This is a genomic window from Streptomyces sp. sk2.1 (assembly GCF_008120935.1).
In the GTDB taxonomy this organism is placed as follows: Bacteria; Actinomycetota; Actinomycetes; order Streptomycetales; family Streptomycetaceae; genus Streptomyces.
The window spans coordinates 29,774-47,584 of the sequence record NZ_RDBO01000044.1 but is presented as its reverse complement, the minus strand read 5'-3'; the positions used below and the strand labels follow the sequence as shown (position 1 = coordinate 47,584).

Here is a 17,811-nt window from a genome sequence, read left to right as displayed (position 1 = left end):
TGCGGCGGCGTCATCCCGATGCGGCGATCATGAGCTGGCCGAGGGCGATCCCGCCGTCGTTCGGGGGGAGCAGGCGCGGCCGCAGGACGGTGAAGCCCCGCTCGGTCAGGCCGCGTTGCGTGGCTTCGAGCAGTACGGCGTTCTGGAAGACGCCACCGCCCAGCGCCACAGTGCCGAGGCCGGTGCGCGAGCGGCAGAGGTCCGCGAGGCGGGTGGTCAGAGCGGCGACGGCGGTGTGGAAGCGCACGGCGATCAGCCCGGCCGGAACGCAGTCCCGCACGTCGGACACCACGGCCCGAATGACCGGACCCGGATCCGCGACGGCGGGTTCCTCCCCCTTCCCGGGCCGGATGCCGAAGCGGTAGCCGCCCTCCGGTGCCGCAGGACCGGCTGCCGCGGTACGGGCCAGCCCTTCCAGTTCCATGGCCGCCTCCGCCTCGTACGCCACCATGTGCCGGACGTCGGCCAGGGACGCGACCGCGTCGAAGAGCCGGCCCATGCCCGACGTGGGCACGCAGCCGAATCCGGTGGCGAACTGATGGGCCAGCACGTCGCGTTCGGCAGGCGGGCAGGCACGGACCGCGGGCATGTCGTCGGCCCAGGGGATGCCGGCCGCGTGCAGATGCGCGAGGGCCATCCGGTACGGCCGCAGCACACTCGCGTCGCCTCCGGCCAGCGGAACGTAACCCAGGTGCGCGGCCCTGCCGAACGACGCGTAGCCGGCCACCAGGACCTCACCGCCCCAGGCCGCCCCGTCGGTGCCGTGGCCGGTGCCGTCGAAGGCGATGCCGATCACGCGCTCGTCCGCGCCCAGGCCGTGCTCCGCCATCACGGACGCGATGTGCGCGTGGTGGTGCTGCACGGTGCGGACCGGCCGCCCGGCCGCGTGGGCGCGAGCCCAGCCGCCGGAGTGGTAGCCGGGGTGGCGGTCGGCCACCAGCCGGGTGGGCGCCACTCCGGTGAGGTCCTCCAGATGCTTCTCGGTCCGGGTCAGAGCGCCGACCGTGGAGAGGTCGTCCATGTCGCCGATGTGCTGGCTCAGCCAGGCGTAGCGGCCCTCGGCCAGCGCACAGGTGTTCTTCAGGTCGGCGCCCACGGCGAGCGTCGGGGGCACGTCGAAGGGCAGTGCGAGTGGCAGCGGGGCGTATCCGCGCGAGCGGCGCAGCGGCAGCTCGGCACCGGCGGCCCAGCGGCTGACCGAGTCGTCGCACGGCACATGAATGCGCCGGTCGTGCCGTAGCCAGGCATCGACCAGCGGTGCCAGAGCGGTCAGCGCGTCGCCGTCGTCGGTGACAATCGGCTCGCCCGACAGATTGGCCGACGTCATCACGAGCGCGTCCGGGCCCGGCGGGTCGTCACCGATCCCGAAGAGCAGGACGTGCAACGGGGTGTAGGGCAGCAGCAGTCCGAGGTGGGGGCTGCCGGGTGCCACGGCGTCGGACACCCCGGCCCCGGTGGCGAGACGGGGGAGGAGGACGATCGGCCGGCGCCCACCGCTCAGCAGCTCCTCCTCGTCAGCCGTAGGAGTCACCAGCCCACGCGCGACGTCGAGGTCCGGCACCATCACCGCGAACGGTTTGCCACCGCGCTGCTTGCGCCGGCGCAGCTCCGCCACGGCCGCGTCGTCGCGGGCGTCGCACACCAGGTGGTAGCCGCCGAGGCCCTTGACCGCGATGATCCCGCCCTCGGCGAGAAGCTTCCGCGCGGTCCGCAGCGCGTCCGCGTCGTGCGACGGGAGCGCGCCCTCCTTGCCCACGAGTTCGAGCCGCGGTCCGCAGTCGGGACAGGCGATCGGCTGGGCGTGGAAGCGCCGGTCGTGCGGGTCCTCGTACTCTGCCCGGCAGGCCCCGCACATTTCGAAGTCCGCCATGGTGGTGGCGGCGCGGTCGTACGGAAGGCCGGTGACGATCGTGAACCGGGGGCCGCAGTGCGTGCAGGTGATGAACGGGTGGCGGTAGCGCCGGTTCGACGGGTCGCTCAGCTCCTCCAGGCAGTCGTCGCAGGTGGCGATGTCGGGCGAGACCAGCGTCCTGGCCCGGCCGGACGCGCTGGACCGCTCGATGGTGAAGCCCGTACCGCCGCGCGTCGGCTGTTCGCTCGTACGCACGTCCTCGACGACCGCGAGCGGTGGGGCGTCGGCGCAAAGGCGGCGACCGAACTCCTCCACGGCCCCGGCCGTTCCCTCGACCTCGGCGAGCACCCCGTCGCCGGTGTTCGTCACCGAGCCCGTGAGCAGCAGCTCCGAGGCGGTGACATAGACGAAGGGCCGGAAGCCCACCCCCTGCACGACACCGCGCACCTCGAATCTGCGCCGGATCCGCTGTTCCCGGCCGCGGCCCATCATCTCCAGTCCCGACAGAGCCTCCCGGGCCTTCGCCCGGTCGATGAGCTCGACGGCGAAGCCCATGTGGAGAAGCACCCAGTCGTCGCGACCGGGCGCCTCGTCGAGCATGCCGATGTTGACGCGGCGCCTGGCGCCCTCCACGTCCACCAGAGCCAGCTGGCCCGCATACCCGTCCACGATCTCCACGACGCGGCCAGGAATGCCTAGGCACATGATCAGGATCTCCGGGGTTCGGCGCTGTTCACGGACGCGGTCGGTACGGCGGGCACGAGCTGCCGGACCAGGGTGTGCACTGCCTGCATCGCCTCGGGCACCACGCTGTCGACGGCTTCGCTGAGCCCGATGCCCTCCTCCACTCCGGCGGGTGTGCAGCCGACGAGGTAGGTGAGCGGAAGCGTACCGCCCAGTTGGTCCAGATTTGCCAGGACGGAAACCGGATTCATCCCGTGGGCGTCGAATTCACCCGAACCGAGGTCCTCCACACCGATGCGGAGCACCGTCACCTCCCCGGGGGCGCCGCCCCCCGGGTACGCGTCGACCAGAACGAGTGCGTCGTACCCGTCGAGCAGGTCGTACGCGAGGTGCATGCCGCGGATGCCGTAGTCCACCACCCGGACCTGCGGGGGCATCCCGCCGTCGTGGGCCAGTCGGCGCACGACCTCCGGGCCGAAGCCGTCGTCGCCGAGAAACAGATTGCCGATGCCCGCGACCAGCACCCGGGCGGTGGCGTCGGGTTCCTTCGCCATCCTCGGCTCAGCCGCCCCCGGACTGAAGGTCGGGTGATTCCGGATCCTGGGCCTTCTCCGGCTGCACGGAGGTGTCGGAGCGTTCGTCCGAGGTGCCCGAGGGGCGGTCGGCCGGCCCGCCCGAAGGCCGGTCCGAGCCGGTGCCGCGGGACCCCTTCGGGCCCCGTTCCTCCTGCGGCTCCTCCTGGACGTCGCTGTTCTTCTCCGGTGTGTCCGCCATGGGGTGCTCCTTCATCACTTCACTCGGGTCGGGATTCACATCGAACGGATGCGCAGGTAGCGGCGGATGTCGGGGATCGATCTGATCCCCACCGCCACGGCGACGAGCGCCACGGCCGCGGCCGCTCCGGTGGTGATGATGCCCAGGGTCTTCACGATCGGTTCTCCTCACGGTGCTGCGCCGTTTCCTCGACGCTCAGGGGTGTCAGCTCGTCGGGCGCGAAGTAGAAGTAGCGGCCGTACCAGTCGTGCAGGTCCGACGCGGGGTCGTCGACGAGGACCAGGGCGATGTGCGTACCACCGTCCACGTCCGACAGAACCGCCGTCACCCGGGCCACCCGGCCGGCGAAGAACAGGTCCTGCGCGTCCGCCCTCCGGGAGGGGTGGACGCGGACCAGACTGTCCTTGGCCACCCGGACCCCGTCGATCACGACCGCGTCGCTCCCGGGCCGTACCGAGGCGTCGGCCGCCGGGTCCCACCAGGGGGCGCCCGCGGTGTCGAAGGCGGCGGGTTCCACATCCCGGACGTCGGCCGCCGGGCCCACGGGGGGCGCGGGCTGCGGCGGGTGCGAGTCGCGCAGCAGGCCGTGCAGCTGCTGGAGGTCGGCGGGCGACATGCCGTCGCACCGGTCGATGATCTCCCGGGCCCGGGGGTCGGTGGCCCTGGCCTCCGCCTTCTCCTCCTCCGTCATGGTCATCACGCGGAGGGTCAGGATCTCGTCGATCTCGGTGGAGTCGAAGAGCGCGCCGGGGCTCTGCTCGGCGACCTCCGGGTGGTCGTACAGGATGATCGGCGCACCGAGCAGGGTGTCCGTCGTCCCCTTCGGTCCGGCCAGCACTGGCCAGCACCTGCGCTGGCGGCAGCGGCCGGCGGCCGCCGCCGCCCCGGCGGGCGGTTCGAGCAGCGAGACGAACTCGGCTTCGTGCGCCCGCAGCAGCAGATGCGCGCCGATCAGCGAGGACCGGATCGCGGCGTCCTTGGTGGCCGCGGACTCCGGATGCTCGTTGCGCACCACCACCGAGAGGCGCACATATCCGTCGTCGACGACGGCCCGCGTGCGCACCCGGACCGCCAACGGCAGCCGCCGTCGTACGATCCGGCCCATCACCACGCCCCGCGCGTCGGTCACCGGCTCGGTGTCCTCGCCACCCGGTACCTCGTGGACGGTGTCCGCCACCTCACCCAACGGCAGGGCGGTCAGCACGACTTCACGCTCGACGGCCTCGTCCCAGGACATCACCGGCACCCCGTCGACGACGAGCTGCTCGACGGGTGTGTCCGCCCCGTCCTCGCCCGTGCCGCGCACCTCGCGGACCTGGAGCTGGAGGAAGCGCAGATGCACGGTGACGGCGGCCGGCCCCTCGTGCGGCGCCAGCAGGCACTGCATCTCCATCTCCGGCTCCTCGCCGAAACTCGCCGCCGTGGCGTGCGGCGGGCCGAGGACCCCGAACTGCCAGCGCGACCGGTTCTTGTGCGAGCTCGCCCGGTACGGGTACAGGAGGTACCCCTCGTACAGGACGGCGTCGGCGATCGAACGCACCTGGTCAAGACTCACCGGACCACCTCGTCGTGCTCGGCCAGGAGGGCCTGGACCGTCTCGTCCCAGCTGATCAGCCCGCGCCGGGCCCGGAAGTCCGCGAAGCGTGCCAGCACCTCGTGGTCCAGCCGGATCCATCCGGTGTTCGGGTAGTGCGCCGCCATCATGCGCCGCCACACCTCGACCGGCATCGGATGCCGGGCCTCGCAGTCCCACGGCACCTGCTCGACCCCGAAGCCCTTGCTGCCACGGGTGAAGACCGTGCCGGAGAACATCAGGACGAGAGGTACCGAACCCTCGCCCAGGGCGTGCAGATAGCGGGAGCCGATCACGTCGAAGTCGTAGGTGCAGGGCAGGGCGAGATCGACCTCGGTCGCACCGCTGAACCCCTGCACGGTGGTGTCGCAGCTCATCCACTGGAACGGTTTGAGGGTGTCCGTCCAGCGGTCCCGGCAGCCGAACAGCGCCACCAGGCCGCTCTGTTCGGCCTCGTCGTAATGGCGCCGCTGCGGCTCGATGCGGACCTGGCAGTGCAGCGCGATGGCGTGGATCCGCCGGCCCGTCCGCTCCTCGATCCGCAGCCGCGCGGTCAGCTGCGGTGCGGCCGCGTACGGCTCGGCGACGACATCGAGCACGGAGAACGCGAAGTCGCTCACGGCGCCCCGATCCCCGCGGCGGGCCGGCTGCGCTCCGCCACCCGCGCGAAGAAGCCGTCCATCGCGGCACGGGCCTCGGTGCCACCGTCGAACCCGCGCCACAGCGAGCGCAGTTGTCCCACCAACTCGTAGCAGGCGTCGATCGGCACGAGATGGCATGAAGCATCGCTCCGGGCCGTACGCCGGATCAGCAGCGCCTCCACATCCGGACGCAGCACGGCGAGCTCCGGACTCGACTCGACGACGGCCGCCCAGGCGTCCAGCGGCAGTTCCGACTCGGTGGCCCCGGCGGGCCCGGGGTAGAACGCGACCATCCGGTCCTGGACGGAGTTGCGGAACAGGAAAACGAGCCCCACGGGAATCTGCAGCTCGTCCCAGGCGCGCCCGTCCACAGTCAGCCCGGCGAAGTGCAGATACCGCTCGGGGACCGACCGGTAGCGCAGCTCCGCGTTCTCGTCGGTGAACAGCAGGTAACAGGACCGACAGCAGCACATCAGGGCGCGGCTGTCGAGGTTCACCACATGGGAGTGGCTCCCGCCGATCGGTTCCGCGCACATCTCGCAGCGCTCACCGGCGGGCGGCCGCGGCCGGTTGCGCCTGAGCCGCAGCAGGGTGGAGGCCGGCGAGGCGGAACGACCCGTGGCGATCACGGCGCCACCGCCGCGGGCACCGCCACCGAGACCGCGGCACCGTCGGACAGCAGGGGCAGCGGAGCCAGGTGCACACTGTCCCCGTCGAGGCAGATCCCGGCCCGCCGCACGTCGTAGTGCGCACGGCACCCGGCGCAGCGCAGGACCGCGTCCCCGGACCGTCCGCCCAGCCGCCGCGCCAGCGTGGCACCCTCGAACGGCCGCTCGCAGCGTGCGCACCGGTCCTCGAAGGCGAAGAGATCCGCGCCCACCCGACAGGCCACCACCGGCATCCTGCCGACATCGAACCGGGCCACGGCACCGGACTCCAGCCCCGACAGCTCCGGCACGACCTCCCACGAGGCGCCGTCGTCGCTAGCCGTCCCGGACTCCGCGTGCAGCCGGGCGAACAGCGAGTCCACCGGTACCAACGGCCCCGCTGCCCCGGCGTCCTCGTCGGCCGCGGTCTCGACCTCGATCGAGGTGATCTCCGGCGCCGCCGCCTCCACCGCACCCTGCACGGCCAGCCTGAGCGTGACCGAGGACGAGGGGCAGCCGTCACAACTGCCCAGCAGCCTCAACCGGACGGTTCCCTCGTCGGTGACGGCGAGCAGCTCCACATCACCGCCGTGCGAACCCAGATACGGCCGTACGCTCTCCAGCGCCCGCTCGACCCGGGTCTCCACGCCGTACGGATGCAGCCCGTGGACCAGCAGGACGCCGGCCACCAGCTCGTCGTCGGCCAGGGCGGCCAGGACGTCGTCGTCCAGCCGCCCCTGTTCGTGCACCAGGTCGAGCAGCCGTTCCAGCCCGGCACCGTAGAAGTCGGTGACGAGCCGGACCAGTTCCTCGCTGCGCTCGCGGGCGACCGCGCCGCCCGAGCCGCTGGCGGCGATCAGGGTGTCGATGCGTTCACCGGTCGTCCGCCAGTCGGGCGCGGCCGTGGACTCCTCCCGCGCCATCACTCACTGCCCGCGGACTGGGTGGGGGAGTGCAGGAGCTCCAGCTTCTTGCCCTCGCCGAGATACATGTGCACACCGCAGGGCAGACAGGGGTCGAAGCTGCGCACCGTGCGCATGATGTCGATGCCCTTGAAGTGCTCCCGGTCGTTCTCCTCGAAGATCGGCTGGCCCTGCACGGCGTCCTCGTAGGGGCCGGGCGTGCCGTACGTGTCACGGGGGCTCGCGTTCCACGGAGTCGGCGGGTACGGGTGGTAGTTGGCGATCTTGCCGTCCCGGATCACCATGTGGTGGGAGAGGACACCGCGGACCGCCTCGGTGAACCCGCAGCCCACGCCCTCCTCGGGCACCTCGAACTTCTCCCAGGTCTTGGTGTTCCCGGAGCGGATCTCCACGAGAGCCTTCTCCGCGAAGTGGAGCGCGCAGGCGGCCGCGTAGGCCTGGAAGTAGCTGCGAGCCCGGTTGCGCTCGATGGTGTTGCTCCACTTCGGGACGTGCCACTCCAGCTCCACCGGCCCCTTGAGGGCGGTCTTGGGGAGGTTGATCTTGACGCTGTGACCGGTGGCCCGGACGTAGCCGATGTCGACCAGACCGGCCAGCGCGGTGGTCCACAGCCGTGCGAGCGGCCCGCCGCCCGTGTCGAGCGCCAGGTAGTCCTTGCCGTCGAACCACCGCGGTGACATGACCCAGCTGTACTTGTCGTCCAGGTCCCGCTTCTGCGGCTGCGGGTTGGTGTGCTGGTTCCACGGGTGGCGCCGGTCGACCGGATTGCCGAGCGGGTCGTGGGAGACGAAGGTCTCCTGCTCGTCCCAGTCGTTGTAGTACGACGAACCGAGCAGGATCCGGATGCCGAGGTTGATCTTCACCAGGTCGGTGGTGACCAGCTTCCCGTCGACGACGACACCGGGGGTGACGTACATCTTCCGGCCCCAGTCGGTCATGTCCTTGTACTCGAAGTTGCAGTGCTCCGGGTCCTGGAAGGAGCCCCAGCAGCCCAGCAGGATGCGCCGGTTGCCGACCTGCTCGTACCCCGGCAGGGCTTCGTAGAAGAAGTCGAAGAGATCGTCGTGCATCGGCACGACCTTCTTCATGAACTCGACGTACCGCTGGAGGCGGGTGATGTAGTCCGTCATCAGCTGGATGGTCGCCACGGTGCCGACCCCGCCGGGATAGAGCGTGGAGGGGTGCACGTGCCGGCCCTCCATCAGGCAGAACATCTCCCGGGTCATCCGGCTGACCTGGAGCGCCTCGCGGTAGAACTCGCCGGTGAACGGGTTCAGCGATCGCATGATGTCGCCGATCGTCCTGTATCCGTGCGCGTCGGCGTGCGGGGAGGGGGTGCGGTTGGCCTGTTCCAATACACCGGGATTGGTCTCCGCGACCATCTTCTCGCAGTAGTCGACCCCTACCAGGTTCTCCTGGAAGATGTTGTGGTCGAACATGTACTCCGCGGCCTCGCCGAGATTCACGATCCATTCGCCGAGGTGCGGCGGCTTCACCCCGTACGCCATGTTCTGCGTGTAACAGGAACACGTGGCGTGGTTGTCACCGCAGATTCCGCAGATGCGACTCGTGATGAAGTGCGCGTCCCGGGGGTCCTTTCCCTTCATGAAGACCGAATAGCCCCGGAAGATGGAGCTGGTGCTGTGACACTCGGCGACCACCTTCTGCTTGAAGTCGATCTTCGTGTAGATGCCCAGACTGCCGACGATCCGGGTAATGGGGTCCCACGCCATTTCGACCAGGTCGTTCTTTCCCCGGCCGCTCCCGGCGCCCTTGTGCTGCGTCGCGGTCATTGCGCCGCCTCTGCTTTCTGTCCATTGCGGTGATGTACGCGGTCACTCACCAGGTGCGTGTGGCGCCGGTGGTGAGTTTCTTGCCGGGCTTGCGCCATTTCGGTTCGCGGTCCAGGGCGTGGGTGGTGAGATGGCGCAGCCGCCGTATCGTCGACCCGTAGAGTCCGACCGCGTTGGTCGAGAGCTTTCCTCCGGGGGGCTCGTCCATGAACGGCATGAACTTGTCCGGGAACCCGGGCATGGTGCAGCCGATGCAGATGCCACCGACGTTGGGGCAGCCGCCGATGCCGTTCATCCAGCCGCGCTTGGGCACGTTGCACTTGACCGCGGGGCCCCAGCAGCCCAGCTTGACGATGCACTTCGGTGAGCCGTACTCCGTCGCGAAGTCGGCCTGCTCGTAGTACCCGGCCCGGTCGCAGCCCTCGTGGACCGTCGACCCGAACAGCCATGTCGGCCGCAGCGCGTCGTCGAGCGGGATCATCGGGGCCTGGTCGGTGGCCATGTAGAGCAGGTAGGTGAGCGTCTCCGAGAGGTTGTCCGGCTGGATCGGGCACCCGGGGACGCACACGATCGGGATGCCGGCTTGGGACTTCCAGTCCCAGCCCAGGTAGTCGGGAACCCCCATCGCGCCGGTCGGGTTGCCCGCCATGGCGTGGATGCCGCCGTACGTCGCGCAGGTGCCGACCGCGACGACCGCGGTCGCCTTCGGAGCCAGCCGGTCGAGCCATTCGCTGGTCGTCATGGGCTGGCCCGTGGCGGGATCGTTGCCGAACCCGCACCAGTAACCCTCGTCGTGCAACCGCTCGTTCGGAATGGACCCCTCGACCACGAGGACGAACGGTTCAAGTTCTCCTCGATCGGCTTTGAAGAACCATTCGAGGAAATCATCGGCGCCACCGTTCGGGCCGCATTCGAAATCGATGAGCGGCCAGTGGACGGAGACCTGTGGAAGCCCTGGAAGGGCGCCGAGCGCGATTTCCTCGATACTCGGCTGCGTGGCTGCGGTCAGGGAGACGGAATCGCCGTCACAGCTCAGTCCTGCGTTGATCCACAGCACATGGATCAGTGTGTCCTCCGCCTTTACCGATTCCTCTGTCGGCATGGAAGTGCCGCCTTTCAGAATGACGGCCCACCGGCCATCGGCCCCCCACGGGTATGTATGCGCACATTGCTACCATCACGCCTCGATTCGCGGGCACCGGCAACAGGGGGATTCGCCGCCCCGCCGCGTCACCGGGGCCCGAATGACGGCATGCGGTGGGCCGCTCGGGTGGTCCGGGCGGGGGACCGGTCCTGTCGGGCGGTGCCACGGTCCTCCCGTGGCCCTACGGTCGGAGCCACCCGCGGAAGGTCGAGGCACCGGTGCACGAGCTGGCCATCACACAGAGCGTCGTCGACTCGGTGTGCGAACGCGCCGGGGGGCGTCCGGTCCGATCGGTCCGCGTCCGCGTCGGCGTGCTCACGGCCGTGGTGCCCGACTCGATGCGGTTCTGCTTCGGCCTGGTCACGGAGGGAACGGCCGCCGAGGGGGCGCGGTTGGAGATCGACCAGCCACCCGGCGCCGGCCGCTGCCGCACCTGTGCCGTCGAATTCACCTTGACCGACCTGATTCTGCTGTGTCCCTGCGGCAGCGCGGATGTGGAGATCACATCGGGACAGGAACTGCAGATCGTTTCCATGGAAGTGGGCTGAACCATGTGCGGTACCTGCGGCTGTGCCGAGGAGGCCGGCGGGACCAGGATCGTGATGCCGCGGGAGGATGGTGCACCGGACCACGCTCATCCGCATCCGGACCCGCACCCTCATCCGCACGAGTGCCGTCAGCCGAGTGGAGCGGGTGGGACCGTCACCATCGAGCAGAAGGTACTCGCCAAGAACGACCTGCTCGCGGAACGCAACCGGACATGGATGACCGACCGCGGCGTCGTGGCCGTGAACATGATGAGCTCGCCGGGCGCAGGCAAGACAACCCTGCTGGAACGCACCGTCACCGACCTCGGCGGCCGTCGGCCGGTGGCCGTCATCGAGGGCGATCAGGAGACGAGGCTCGACGCCGACCGGATCAGGCGTACGGGCTGCGCCGTGGTGCAGGTGAACACGGGGGCGGGATGCCACCTCGACGCGGAGATGATGAGGGACGCCCTCACGGCGCTGTCCCCGGCCGAGGGATCGCTGCTCATGGTGGAGAACGTCGGAAACCTGGTGTGCCCCGCCCTGTTCGACCTGGGGGAGTGCAGCAAGGTCGTGATCATCTCGGTCACCGAGGGCACGGACAAGCCGCTGAAGTACCCGTACATGTTCGCCGCTGCCGACCTGATCCTGATCAACAAGTCCGATCTGCTGCCCCATGTCGACTTCGACGTCGAGCAGTGCGCGCAGCACGCGCGCTCGGTGAACCCGGACGTGCGCGTGCTGACGGTCTCGGCGACCACCGGCGAGGGCCTGGCCCACTGGTACGACTGGCTGGCGGAGCAGCGGTAGCCGCCCCGCCGCCGCACCGCGGTCAGCCCCGGGGGAACGGGGGCTGCGGGACCGCGGTGGCGGACGCCGGGCGTTCCTTGCGGACGAAGGCCCGGCGCAGCCCGTGGTACGGGTGGTGCGGGTCCGCGAAGATGCGATGCATGCGGACGAGTTCGGCCTCCCGGTACGGGGCCAGGTCGACCCGGTCCCGCTCCTCCTTCTTCGCGTGGATCCGGGACTGCGTCGCGGGCAGGGCCGCCAGGCGGGTCGCCAGGGCGCCGACCTCCGAGTCGAACGACTGGGGTGCGCACGGGATCACCCTGTCGACCAGCCCGAGCCGGTGGGCCGCGGCGGAACCGACCGGCAGGGCGTCCCGCATGAGCCGGTCGGCCGCCGCCGCCCCCACCCGTCGCGGCAGTGTGTACGTCCAGTACTCCGATCCGTACAGCCCCATCAGGCGGTAGTGCGGATTGAGTACCGCACCCGCCCTGCACCACACCTCGTCGGCGGCGAGGGCCAGCATCACCCCGCCCGCCGCGGCGTTCCCGGCCAGGGCGGCGACGACGAGCCGGTCCGTGGTCGTCAGCACCGCCTCCACCAGGTCGTCCATGGCGTTGATGTTGGCCCAGGACTCGGCGCCGGGATCGGCCGCCGCCTCGATCACGTTGAGGTGGATGCCGTTGGAGAAGAAGTCCCGGCCACCGCCGACGACCAGCACCGAGGTGGGCCGGGAGCAGGCGAACCGGTAGGCGCGCAGCAGGCGTCGGCACTGCTCCGTGCTCATCGCGCCGCTGCGGAACGAGAACGACAGGAAGCCGGTCCCGGCCTCCTCCCGGTAGCCGATCTCGGACCAGGCGTCGTCGTCCCCGGTCCGGTGCAGCGGAGCCGGCCGCTCGGGCACGGCGGACAGCCGCCCGGCCAGCGCCGAGGTGGCGGGGAGCTTGAAGGTGGCCGGACCTCCCGGCGCCCGCCGTGGCCGCAGCTCGGGGATCCACACCGCGCCGTCGGTGGTCGCCCGGCAGATCGCACCGTCCCGGGTGGCCACCACATCCCCCGGACGCCCGCTCAGCCGGGACTCGGGATGCCCGCCGTGCAGGAACCACTCGCCGCCCAGCAACTCGTCGAGCACACCGGGCCGGGAGTCCGCCGCCCTGAGTTTGCGGACCACCGTCGCGGTGGAGTCCGACCCCCAGTCGATGCGGCGCAGCGGCTGGCGGAACAGGGGGCGGCAGCCGCCGCCGGAGGCCTGCGGCGCCGGGGTGTACGTCCCCGACGCGAAGCGTCCGACCGCCAGAAGCACCGCCTCCACGGCGGCGTCCGAAATCTCGTTTCGGTACAGGTCGCTCTTGCTCACCGGGGGCAGCGGACAGGTCACGGACGCCCAGACGTCGCCCGCGTCCATCTCCGCGTTCGCCTGAAGCACGGTGACGCCCCAGCGTTCCGCTCCCTCGTGGACGGCCCAGTCCAGGGAGGAGGGCCCGCGGTCGCCGACCGGCCCGGGATGGACGACGAGACAGGTGTGGACCGACCAGACGTCCCTCGGGATCGCGGTCTTCAGGTACGGCGCCACGACAAGGTCCGGGCGCTCCCGGCGGACGGCTTCCCGGACCGGGTCCTCCTCGTGCGCGAGTTGCACGGCAACGCAGTGCCCGTGGTCCCTGAGCTCCGCCTGGACACGTTGGGTGAGACTGTTGAAGGCGCTTGCGACAAGCAGGATGTGCACGGCGATCTCCCGATGGCTATGGTCCGTCCTGAACGAGCGTGAGCGCGGGCTCTTGCCCGGAGGGACTCACCCAGCGGGAACATGCCGGGAATTCACCCGAAGCGCACAGAGCGGACAGGGAGCCGACCCGCTGCTTCGCCTGCCGAGTTCACAGCGGCGGAGCGGCCCGCTGTCCTGTCCGGGTGCCACGAGCGGTTGGCACCGCCGGCTTTTGTCCGGCAGCGGCAAATCGGTTTTGCGAGTGTCACGCGCGCGGCACCGAGCCGGGCCACTGAGGCTGATCCTTTGAAGCGGACACTCTGATAACGGATCTTGATGGTCCGGGGAGGGGGTTCCAGGTGGGACGCAGATCTCCGCATCCGCCAGTTCTTCAGGACGGCTTCGCTCACCTGAAGAACTGGCGGATTCTCACCAAGCTCCGTACTGCCCCCGCCCGTGCCACCCACCTGTCTCGCGCGCTGCTCGTCCTGACGAACATCGAGGCCGCTGCCGACGGTTGATCTCTACCGGGGGCAGTCCACGATCAGTACATGCCCCGGAACGGCGTCACCGGGCCGGGGTCGGCTGAGTGAGGTTCACCGGGTTGCCGTCGGGGTCCTGGATGTGGGCGACGCGCTGTCCCCACGGCATGTCGTTGGGGCCGCCGCGGACCGAGCCGCCCAGCGCCTCCACCCGGCCGAGCGTCTCGTCGACGTCGTCGACACCGATGCTGAGCAGGATCCGTGGCGCCGCCCCGGTCCCCGGGTTCGCCTTGGCCACCAGCCCGAGGTCGGTGTCGCCGATGCGCAAGCCGAGGTAGAAGGCCGGGCCTTCCGCCGGTACCCGGAAGATTTCCTCAGCACCGAACAGTTTCGTATAGAAGCCGAGCAGAACGTCCTGGTCGGCAGTAATGATCACCGGCTGGATGGTGGACATGGCACTCCTGTCGAGAACGGTCGTGTCGCCGGGTAGACCGTTCGAGGACGGTGAACTCATCGGTGGAACCACCCCGCCGGACGATCTGCAACACGGACTGCCGCCCACGACCAGCCCGAGCACCCCGAAACGAGGCAACGCCACCCCGCTGACCAGCCACTCCAAGATGGCGGAGCTTCGATGAAGTCACCGGGGCGCGTCGTTGCGACGTGAGGTCGAGCGCGAGTTCTGGCGCGAGATCGCCAAGGGGCTCCTGGGCGAGGAGGGCCGCTGCTGAGGGCGCAAGGAGCCGGAGTCCGTGGGACAGGGCGTCGGCCGGGCCGTGCTCCGTCCACGATCTCCCGCGGCCTTCGCCGCAGCGCGGCGACCCGCGCGGGCAAGCTGGACTGCCGTGCCTCGGTCGCGCAGTGGAAAGCGGACCTGCTGGCGCTTCGTCCGAAGGAGGCGAAGCTCGTCGCGCATCAGCGACTGCGCGAACATGTGCAGGAGAGGCTGTCGGGCCACGTGCACCGCCTGCGGAGCCTTTGGCGCAGGGGCCCGGGACGGAGCGTCGGAAGGGCCGCGACAAGCCGCACCGCAAGGACCGGAAGTGGAGGCCGGCTACGCCAATGTGGTGTGCGTCAACGACGCCCGACAGGTACCCGCCCGCGCCCGGCGCCGGCCCGCGGCCGGGTACGGGCAGGCCTCGGCAACTGCCCGTCCGCAGTGGCACCCTGGTGCCGGGGGAGAATGCCCGGCCAACCGCCGCTCCCGCTCGGGACCCGATCCGCGAGGCAGGGGCACACCTTCCCTCCGACCCGCCATCCCGAGCTTCTCGATTTCGGCCACTCGCCCGGCCTTCGACGTCACCACGAACGCTGCTTCCCCGACAGCCCCTCAGCTTCGTTGCGCCGACCCGTGGTGCGCCAGGGCCCGTGCCACCAGGGCAGCGGGCTCGGGGCGCGCCTGCAGGGCCTTCAGGATCAGCATCCACCACCGGTGCAGCCGGTCGGGGAGATCCTCGTGCTCCGCCATCTCCTCGGTGAGGTCGTACAGCCCGAAGAACGAGCACACCAAGGTGGTGGCGGTGCCCGACGGCTCGACTTCGTCGGCCAGTTCGCCGTCGTCGCGCGCCTTGGCCAGAAGGCGAGTGGCGGCAGCCGTCCAGACGGCGAAGGGAGCGGGTATGGCGACGTCGATGGTGCGGCGCTCGGCCCACAGGCGCGCGCCGGCCCGGGTCATGACGTCGTCGCGCAGTGCCTTGGCGATATCGAAGCTGAGGGCGACCAGCTTCTCCAACGGCGGTATCCCGGGGGCGGCATAGCGGTCGTTCAACATCGGCCAGGACGCGAACTGTTCGCGCACTACCGCCAGTGCGAGCTTCTCCTTGCTGGAGTAGTGGAAATAGACGGCTCCGCTGGTGCGCCCTGAAAGGTCACTGATCTCATTGATGCTTGTCCGCGCGTACCCTTGTTCAACGAAAAGGTGTGCTGCGGCTTCCAGTAGGGACCTTCGCGTTGCACGCGCCCTGTCCTGCATGCGTGTTCCACCCTCGTTCGTCAGTTCGCATTTTCTTGATCAAGGAAAGTCGTGCGCCGTAGCGCACACACGGCGCTCCGCGCCGTTAATGCTTGGAGATTATTATTGTTCTTGGGTCGTACGTGAGTACGGTCAATCCCGAAGATTCGCTCCCTGTCGTTGCTGCCTGTGCGGGCGCCCGTCTCCGTGGTCCGGAATCTACAGTCAACTCCCCTTGTTTCCACTTGAGTTGGGGGGAGAGTTTCTGGCGCGCCTGTTATCGGTTGTCGCGCGCGCATCGCGAGTACTGGGTAATGGGTGTTCCGTCAAACACTCAAAATGATGATTGCGTCCACTTGGTCGAGGAATTAACGTAGTCATCACGATGTTTCTGGGGTCATCCGGAGAAAATCGGACGACGTCCTTTGCCGGAGGACCCGGAGACGAGGCATCGGCCTTCACGCGTGGTCGAACGGGAGCTCGTTCGACGGCGCGCACTCTCTGCGGCCAGGCGCGCCTCTCCGCAGCGCCCTGCTTCCTACTGCGAGCATCAACGACGCGGGGCGGCGCGCTCTTTCGAGAACGGCAGGTAAATGTCACCTCGTCGCATCTTCATCTGGTTCCCAGCCGCCATCGTCTTCGACTGTGACGGAACCCTCGTTGATACCGAACGACACTGGCAGGACGCGCGCAGCCGGGTCTTCGGAGAGTTCGGTCTGAAACCCCGCCCAGGCTTCGCCGATCGGGCCAAGGGCGTGCACTACACCGAGTGCGGCAGCCTCATGGCCAGAGAGGCCGGAAAGCCGCAACTCGCCGACGACATGACGCACGCACTCCTGAGGCAATTCACGGCGCTCGTCGCCGAAGACCCCGTGACCATGCCGGGCGCGGCGGCACTGGTCCGCCTCGCCGCCCACCACATCCCGCTCGCGGTCGCCAGCAACTGCCCGTTGGACGTGGTCGAGTCCACCCTTGCCCGGGTCGGCCTGCTCAGCTACTTCGCCCATGTCGTCGTCGCGGGTGACGGGCTGCTGCCGAAACCCCATCCCGACGTCTACGCCACCGCGGTCCGCCTGTGCGGCGTGCGGCCCGAGGACGCGATGGCGGTGGAAGACTCGGTCACCGGGGCCGAGTCGGCCCGGAGAGCCGGCATGCGCGTGCTCGGCGTGGGACCTCGACCGGCCGCGGAAGAGGCTGACCAGGCCGACCTGTGGCTGCGCACTCTGGCTGATCCGGAACTCCAGGCATGGGCCCATGCCTGGAGCGGACGGGACGGCTGAGATGCCTTGAGCATCCTCCGGCCCGGCGGGGCGACGCGCGAGGAGCACCACGAGCCGTGCGCGCGGGTCGTCCCCGCCGAGCCGGAGAAGGCCATCGCCGCGGCGGAACCGGCGCAGGAGCCGGGACACCGGGTGGGCGACTTCCTTCCCCTTTCCCTCACCGGCTTCCCAGCCCCCTATCCGCGCGGGCTGCACGGGCTCCTGCGCGGCTCGACCAGCGGGGGCGCGACCTCATCATCGCCTCCTTGCCGGTGGAGGAGGGGATGGGACTGATGGGCTGCTCGGGGCCTGCGACCGTGGCAGATCACGCCGAGCAGACACGGACGGGGCTGTCAGGACGCAGCAGGAGCCTGCGTATCGAGGCCATGAGTGCCTGGCTGTAAACCGGTGACTGTGCAGATGGTCAGCGCCATTCGCCGACGATGAGGCCCAGGAGTGTCCAGGGAACTCCACCGCTCTGTACGGTCGGGCGAGTACCGCAACGTCGACACAGGAGCCGAGATGGGACCGGATCATGTTTCTGATTGGTTCTGGGAGGTCTTGGAAGCGACACGACCGCGTCTGTCTGCCCTGGAGTTGTGGTTGGAGTCCCACTCGCGGGAGGTGCTTGAAGCCTTCGCACTCGCATACGAGTCCGCGGCGGAATCGCTGGCCGACTTCTCGGAAGGTGTGAGCGTGGATGGGGACGTCTGGTCCGAAGACAGCACCGAAGATTTGTGTATGTGGGTGGTCGGGCAGGGCTACGGGCTGTGGAGCTCGGTGGTTGTGGGAGAACTACGGCTGGAAGAAGTCGCTCAGATGTATCTGGGCCGTGCTCCGCTGCTTCCAGAAGGCGTGGCGCCCTGGGACGGGGATGTCTCGGACCCTGAGCACAGGGGCTACCAGTCTCCCGGGGCCATCGTCCACGGCGTCTACCGGACGCGATTCGCCGAGGAGCTCCATGAACGGCTTGAGGGTATGTGAGGAGATTGCCCGGGCCGGGCGGGTAACGCGGCAGGGCTCCTGGCAGATGCAGCGGTTGTCTAAGGGCTGTCCCGTAATCCCCGGCG

18 protein-coding genes and 1 pseudogene are annotated in these 17,811 nt (G+C 69.6%); 6 read left to right on the top strand and 13 right to left on the bottom strand.

The annotated features are described in order from the left end of the window. Positions 1-10: 10 nt before the first annotated feature. The 10 genes from hypF to EAO76_RS15000 are packed head-to-tail and all read right to left on the bottom strand — an operon-like array spanning position 11 to position 9,989. Complete coding sequence (gene hypF / locus EAO76_RS15040; RefSeq protein WP_222872167.1) at positions 11-2,521, bottom strand: carbamoyltransferase HypF; 2,511 nt, start codon at positions 2,519-2,521, stop codon at positions 11-13. Positions 2,522-2,559: 38 nt separating this feature from the next. Further along, the gene (locus tag EAO76_RS15035; RefSeq protein WP_148836452.1) at positions 2,560-3,090 is read right to left on the bottom strand and encodes a hydrogenase maturation protease; all 531 of its coding nucleotides are present in this window, start codon (positions 3,088-3,090) and stop codon (positions 2,560-2,562) included. A 7-nt stretch (positions 3,091-3,097) separates the two neighbouring features. Beyond that, entirely contained in the window at positions 3,098-3,310 is a 213-nt protein-coding gene (locus tag EAO76_RS15030; protein ID WP_148836451.1) for a hypothetical protein, read from the bottom strand. A 35-nt stretch (positions 3,311-3,345) separates the two neighbouring features. After that, positions 3,346-3,465 (bottom strand): DUF6893 family small protein, encoded by a 120-nt coding sequence (locus EAO76_RS47590; RefSeq protein ID WP_376299118.1) that lies wholly within the window; start codon positions 3,463-3,465, stop codon positions 3,346-3,348. Continuing rightward, positions 3,462-4,865 carry a hypothetical protein gene (locus tag EAO76_RS15025; RefSeq protein WP_148836450.1) on the bottom strand — a complete coding sequence of 468 codons (1,404 nt, stop codon included), beginning with the start codon at positions 4,863-4,865 and terminating at the stop codon, positions 3,462-3,464. The genes EAO76_RS47590 and EAO76_RS15025 overlap by 4 nt, the downstream gene beginning before the upstream one ends. Further along, positions 4,862-5,503, bottom strand: a complete 642-nt coding sequence (locus EAO76_RS15020; protein ID WP_148836449.1) for a DUF6084 family protein — start codon at positions 5,501-5,503, stop codon at positions 4,862-4,864. The genes EAO76_RS15025 and EAO76_RS15020 overlap by 4 nt, the downstream gene beginning before the upstream one ends. Further along, complete coding sequence (locus EAO76_RS15015; protein WP_262375485.1) at positions 5,500-6,153, bottom strand: DUF5947 family protein; 654 nt, start codon at positions 6,151-6,153, stop codon at positions 5,500-5,502. The genes EAO76_RS15020 and EAO76_RS15015 overlap by 4 nt, the downstream gene beginning before the upstream one ends. Then, complete coding sequence (locus EAO76_RS15010) at positions 6,150-7,094, bottom strand: NifU family protein (RefSeq protein ID WP_148836448.1); 945 nt, start codon at positions 7,092-7,094, stop codon at positions 6,150-6,152. The genes EAO76_RS15015 and EAO76_RS15010 overlap by 4 nt, the downstream gene beginning before the upstream one ends. Further along, positions 7,094-8,887 carry a nickel-dependent hydrogenase large subunit gene (locus EAO76_RS15005; protein WP_148836447.1) on the bottom strand — a complete coding sequence of 598 codons (1,794 nt, stop codon included), beginning with the start codon at positions 8,885-8,887 and terminating at the stop codon, positions 7,094-7,096. The genes EAO76_RS15010 and EAO76_RS15005 overlap by 1 nt, the downstream gene beginning before the upstream one ends. A 46-nt stretch (positions 8,888-8,933) precedes the next feature. Then, positions 8,934-9,989, bottom strand: a complete 1,056-nt coding sequence (locus tag EAO76_RS15000) for a hydrogenase expression protein HypE (RefSeq protein ID WP_148836446.1) — start codon at positions 9,987-9,989, stop codon at positions 8,934-8,936. A 260-nt stretch (positions 9,990-10,249) separates the two neighbouring features. On the opposite strand from EAO76_RS15000, the gene EAO76_RS14995 reads away from it, so the two are divergent. Then, positions 10,250-10,579 carry a hydrogenase maturation nickel metallochaperone HypA gene (locus EAO76_RS14995; RefSeq protein WP_148836445.1) on the top strand — a complete coding sequence of 110 codons (330 nt, stop codon included), beginning with the start codon at positions 10,250-10,252 and terminating at the stop codon, positions 10,577-10,579. A 3-nt stretch (positions 10,580-10,582) separates the two neighbouring features. Then, a complete protein-coding gene (hypB, locus tag EAO76_RS14990; RefSeq protein ID WP_148836444.1) occupies positions 10,583-11,368 on the top strand; it encodes a hydrogenase nickel incorporation protein HypB in 786 nt (261 codons plus the stop codon). 22 nt (positions 11,369-11,390) lie between these two features. On the opposite strand, the gene EAO76_RS14985 is transcribed toward hypB, so the two are convergent. After that, positions 11,391-13,070, bottom strand: a complete 1,680-nt coding sequence (locus EAO76_RS14985) for an enoyl-CoA hydratase-related protein (RefSeq protein WP_148836443.1) — start codon at positions 13,068-13,070, stop codon at positions 11,391-11,393. A gap of 546 nt (positions 13,071-13,616) precedes the next feature. Continuing rightward, positions 13,617-13,985, bottom strand: coding sequence for a VOC family protein (locus tag EAO76_RS14980; protein WP_148836442.1), 369 nt, complete (start codon positions 13,983-13,985; stop codon positions 13,617-13,619). Between the two features lie 180 nt (positions 13,986-14,165). Between EAO76_RS14980 and EAO76_RS46210 the strand changes: the two are divergent. Continuing rightward, a pseudogene (locus tag EAO76_RS46210) lies at positions 14,166-14,578 on the top strand (IS30 family transposase); the annotation flags it as partial. 283 nt (positions 14,579-14,861) lie between these two features. Here EAO76_RS46210 and EAO76_RS14970 read toward each other — a convergent pair. Beyond that, positions 14,862-15,503 carry a ScbR family autoregulator-binding transcription factor gene (locus tag EAO76_RS14970; protein WP_148836440.1) on the bottom strand — a complete coding sequence of 214 codons (642 nt, stop codon included), beginning with the start codon at positions 15,501-15,503 and terminating at the stop codon, positions 14,862-14,864. 572 nt (positions 15,504-16,075) lie between these two features. On the opposite strand from EAO76_RS14970, the gene EAO76_RS14965 reads away from it, so the two are divergent. The 3 genes from EAO76_RS14965 (at position 16,076) to EAO76_RS14955 (ending at position 17,725) form a co-directional block, all read left to right on the top strand. Then, entirely contained in the window at positions 16,076-16,762 is a 687-nt protein-coding gene (locus tag EAO76_RS14965; protein WP_148836439.1) for an HAD family phosphatase, read from the top strand. Between the two features lie 6 nt (positions 16,763-16,768). Continuing rightward, on the top strand, positions 16,769-17,035 hold the full coding sequence (locus tag EAO76_RS45400; protein WP_148836438.1) for a hypothetical protein: 267 nt from the start codon (positions 16,769-16,771) through the stop codon (positions 17,033-17,035). Positions 17,036-17,197: 162 nt separating this feature from the next. Continuing rightward, positions 17,198-17,725: an IFRD domain-containing protein gene (locus EAO76_RS14955; RefSeq protein ID WP_262375483.1), complete on the top strand. Its 528-nt coding sequence runs from the start codon at positions 17,198-17,200 to the stop codon at positions 17,723-17,725. Positions 17,726-17,811 lie beyond the last annotated feature (86 nt).

Excerpts from the sequence above, each read along its gene's own strand:
- EAO76_RS14970 (WP_148836440.1), bottom strand. The coding sequence starts at position 15,503 with ATGCAGGACAGGGCGCGTGCAACGCGAAGGTCCCTACTGGAAGCCGCA.
- EAO76_RS15010 (WP_148836448.1), bottom strand. The coding sequence starts at position 7,094 with ATGGCGCGGGAGGAGTCCACGGCCGCGCCCGACTGGCGGACGACCGGT.
- hypB (WP_148836444.1), top strand. The coding sequence starts at position 10,583 with ATGTGCGGTACCTGCGGCTGTGCCGAGGAGGCCGGCGGGACCAGGATC.
- EAO76_RS15000 (WP_148836446.1), bottom strand. The coding sequence starts at position 9,989 with ATGCCGACAGAGGAATCGGTAAAGGCGGAGGACACACTGATCCATGTG.
- EAO76_RS15030 (WP_148836451.1), bottom strand. The coding sequence starts at position 3,310 with ATGGCGGACACACCGGAGAAGAACAGCGACGTCCAGGAGGAGCCGCAG.
- EAO76_RS14980 (WP_148836442.1), bottom strand. The coding sequence starts at position 13,985 with ATGTCCACCATCCAGCCGGTGATCATTACTGCCGACCAGGACGTTCTG.
- EAO76_RS15035 (WP_148836452.1), bottom strand. The coding sequence starts at position 3,090 with ATGGCGAAGGAACCCGACGCCACCGCCCGGGTGCTGGTCGCGGGCATC.
- EAO76_RS14965 (WP_148836439.1), top strand. The coding sequence starts at position 16,076 with ATGTCACCTCGTCGCATCTTCATCTGGTTCCCAGCCGCCATCGTCTTC.
- EAO76_RS15005 (WP_148836447.1), bottom strand. The coding sequence starts at position 8,887 with ATGACCGCGACGCAGCACAAGGGCGCCGGGAGCGGCCGGGGAAAGAAC.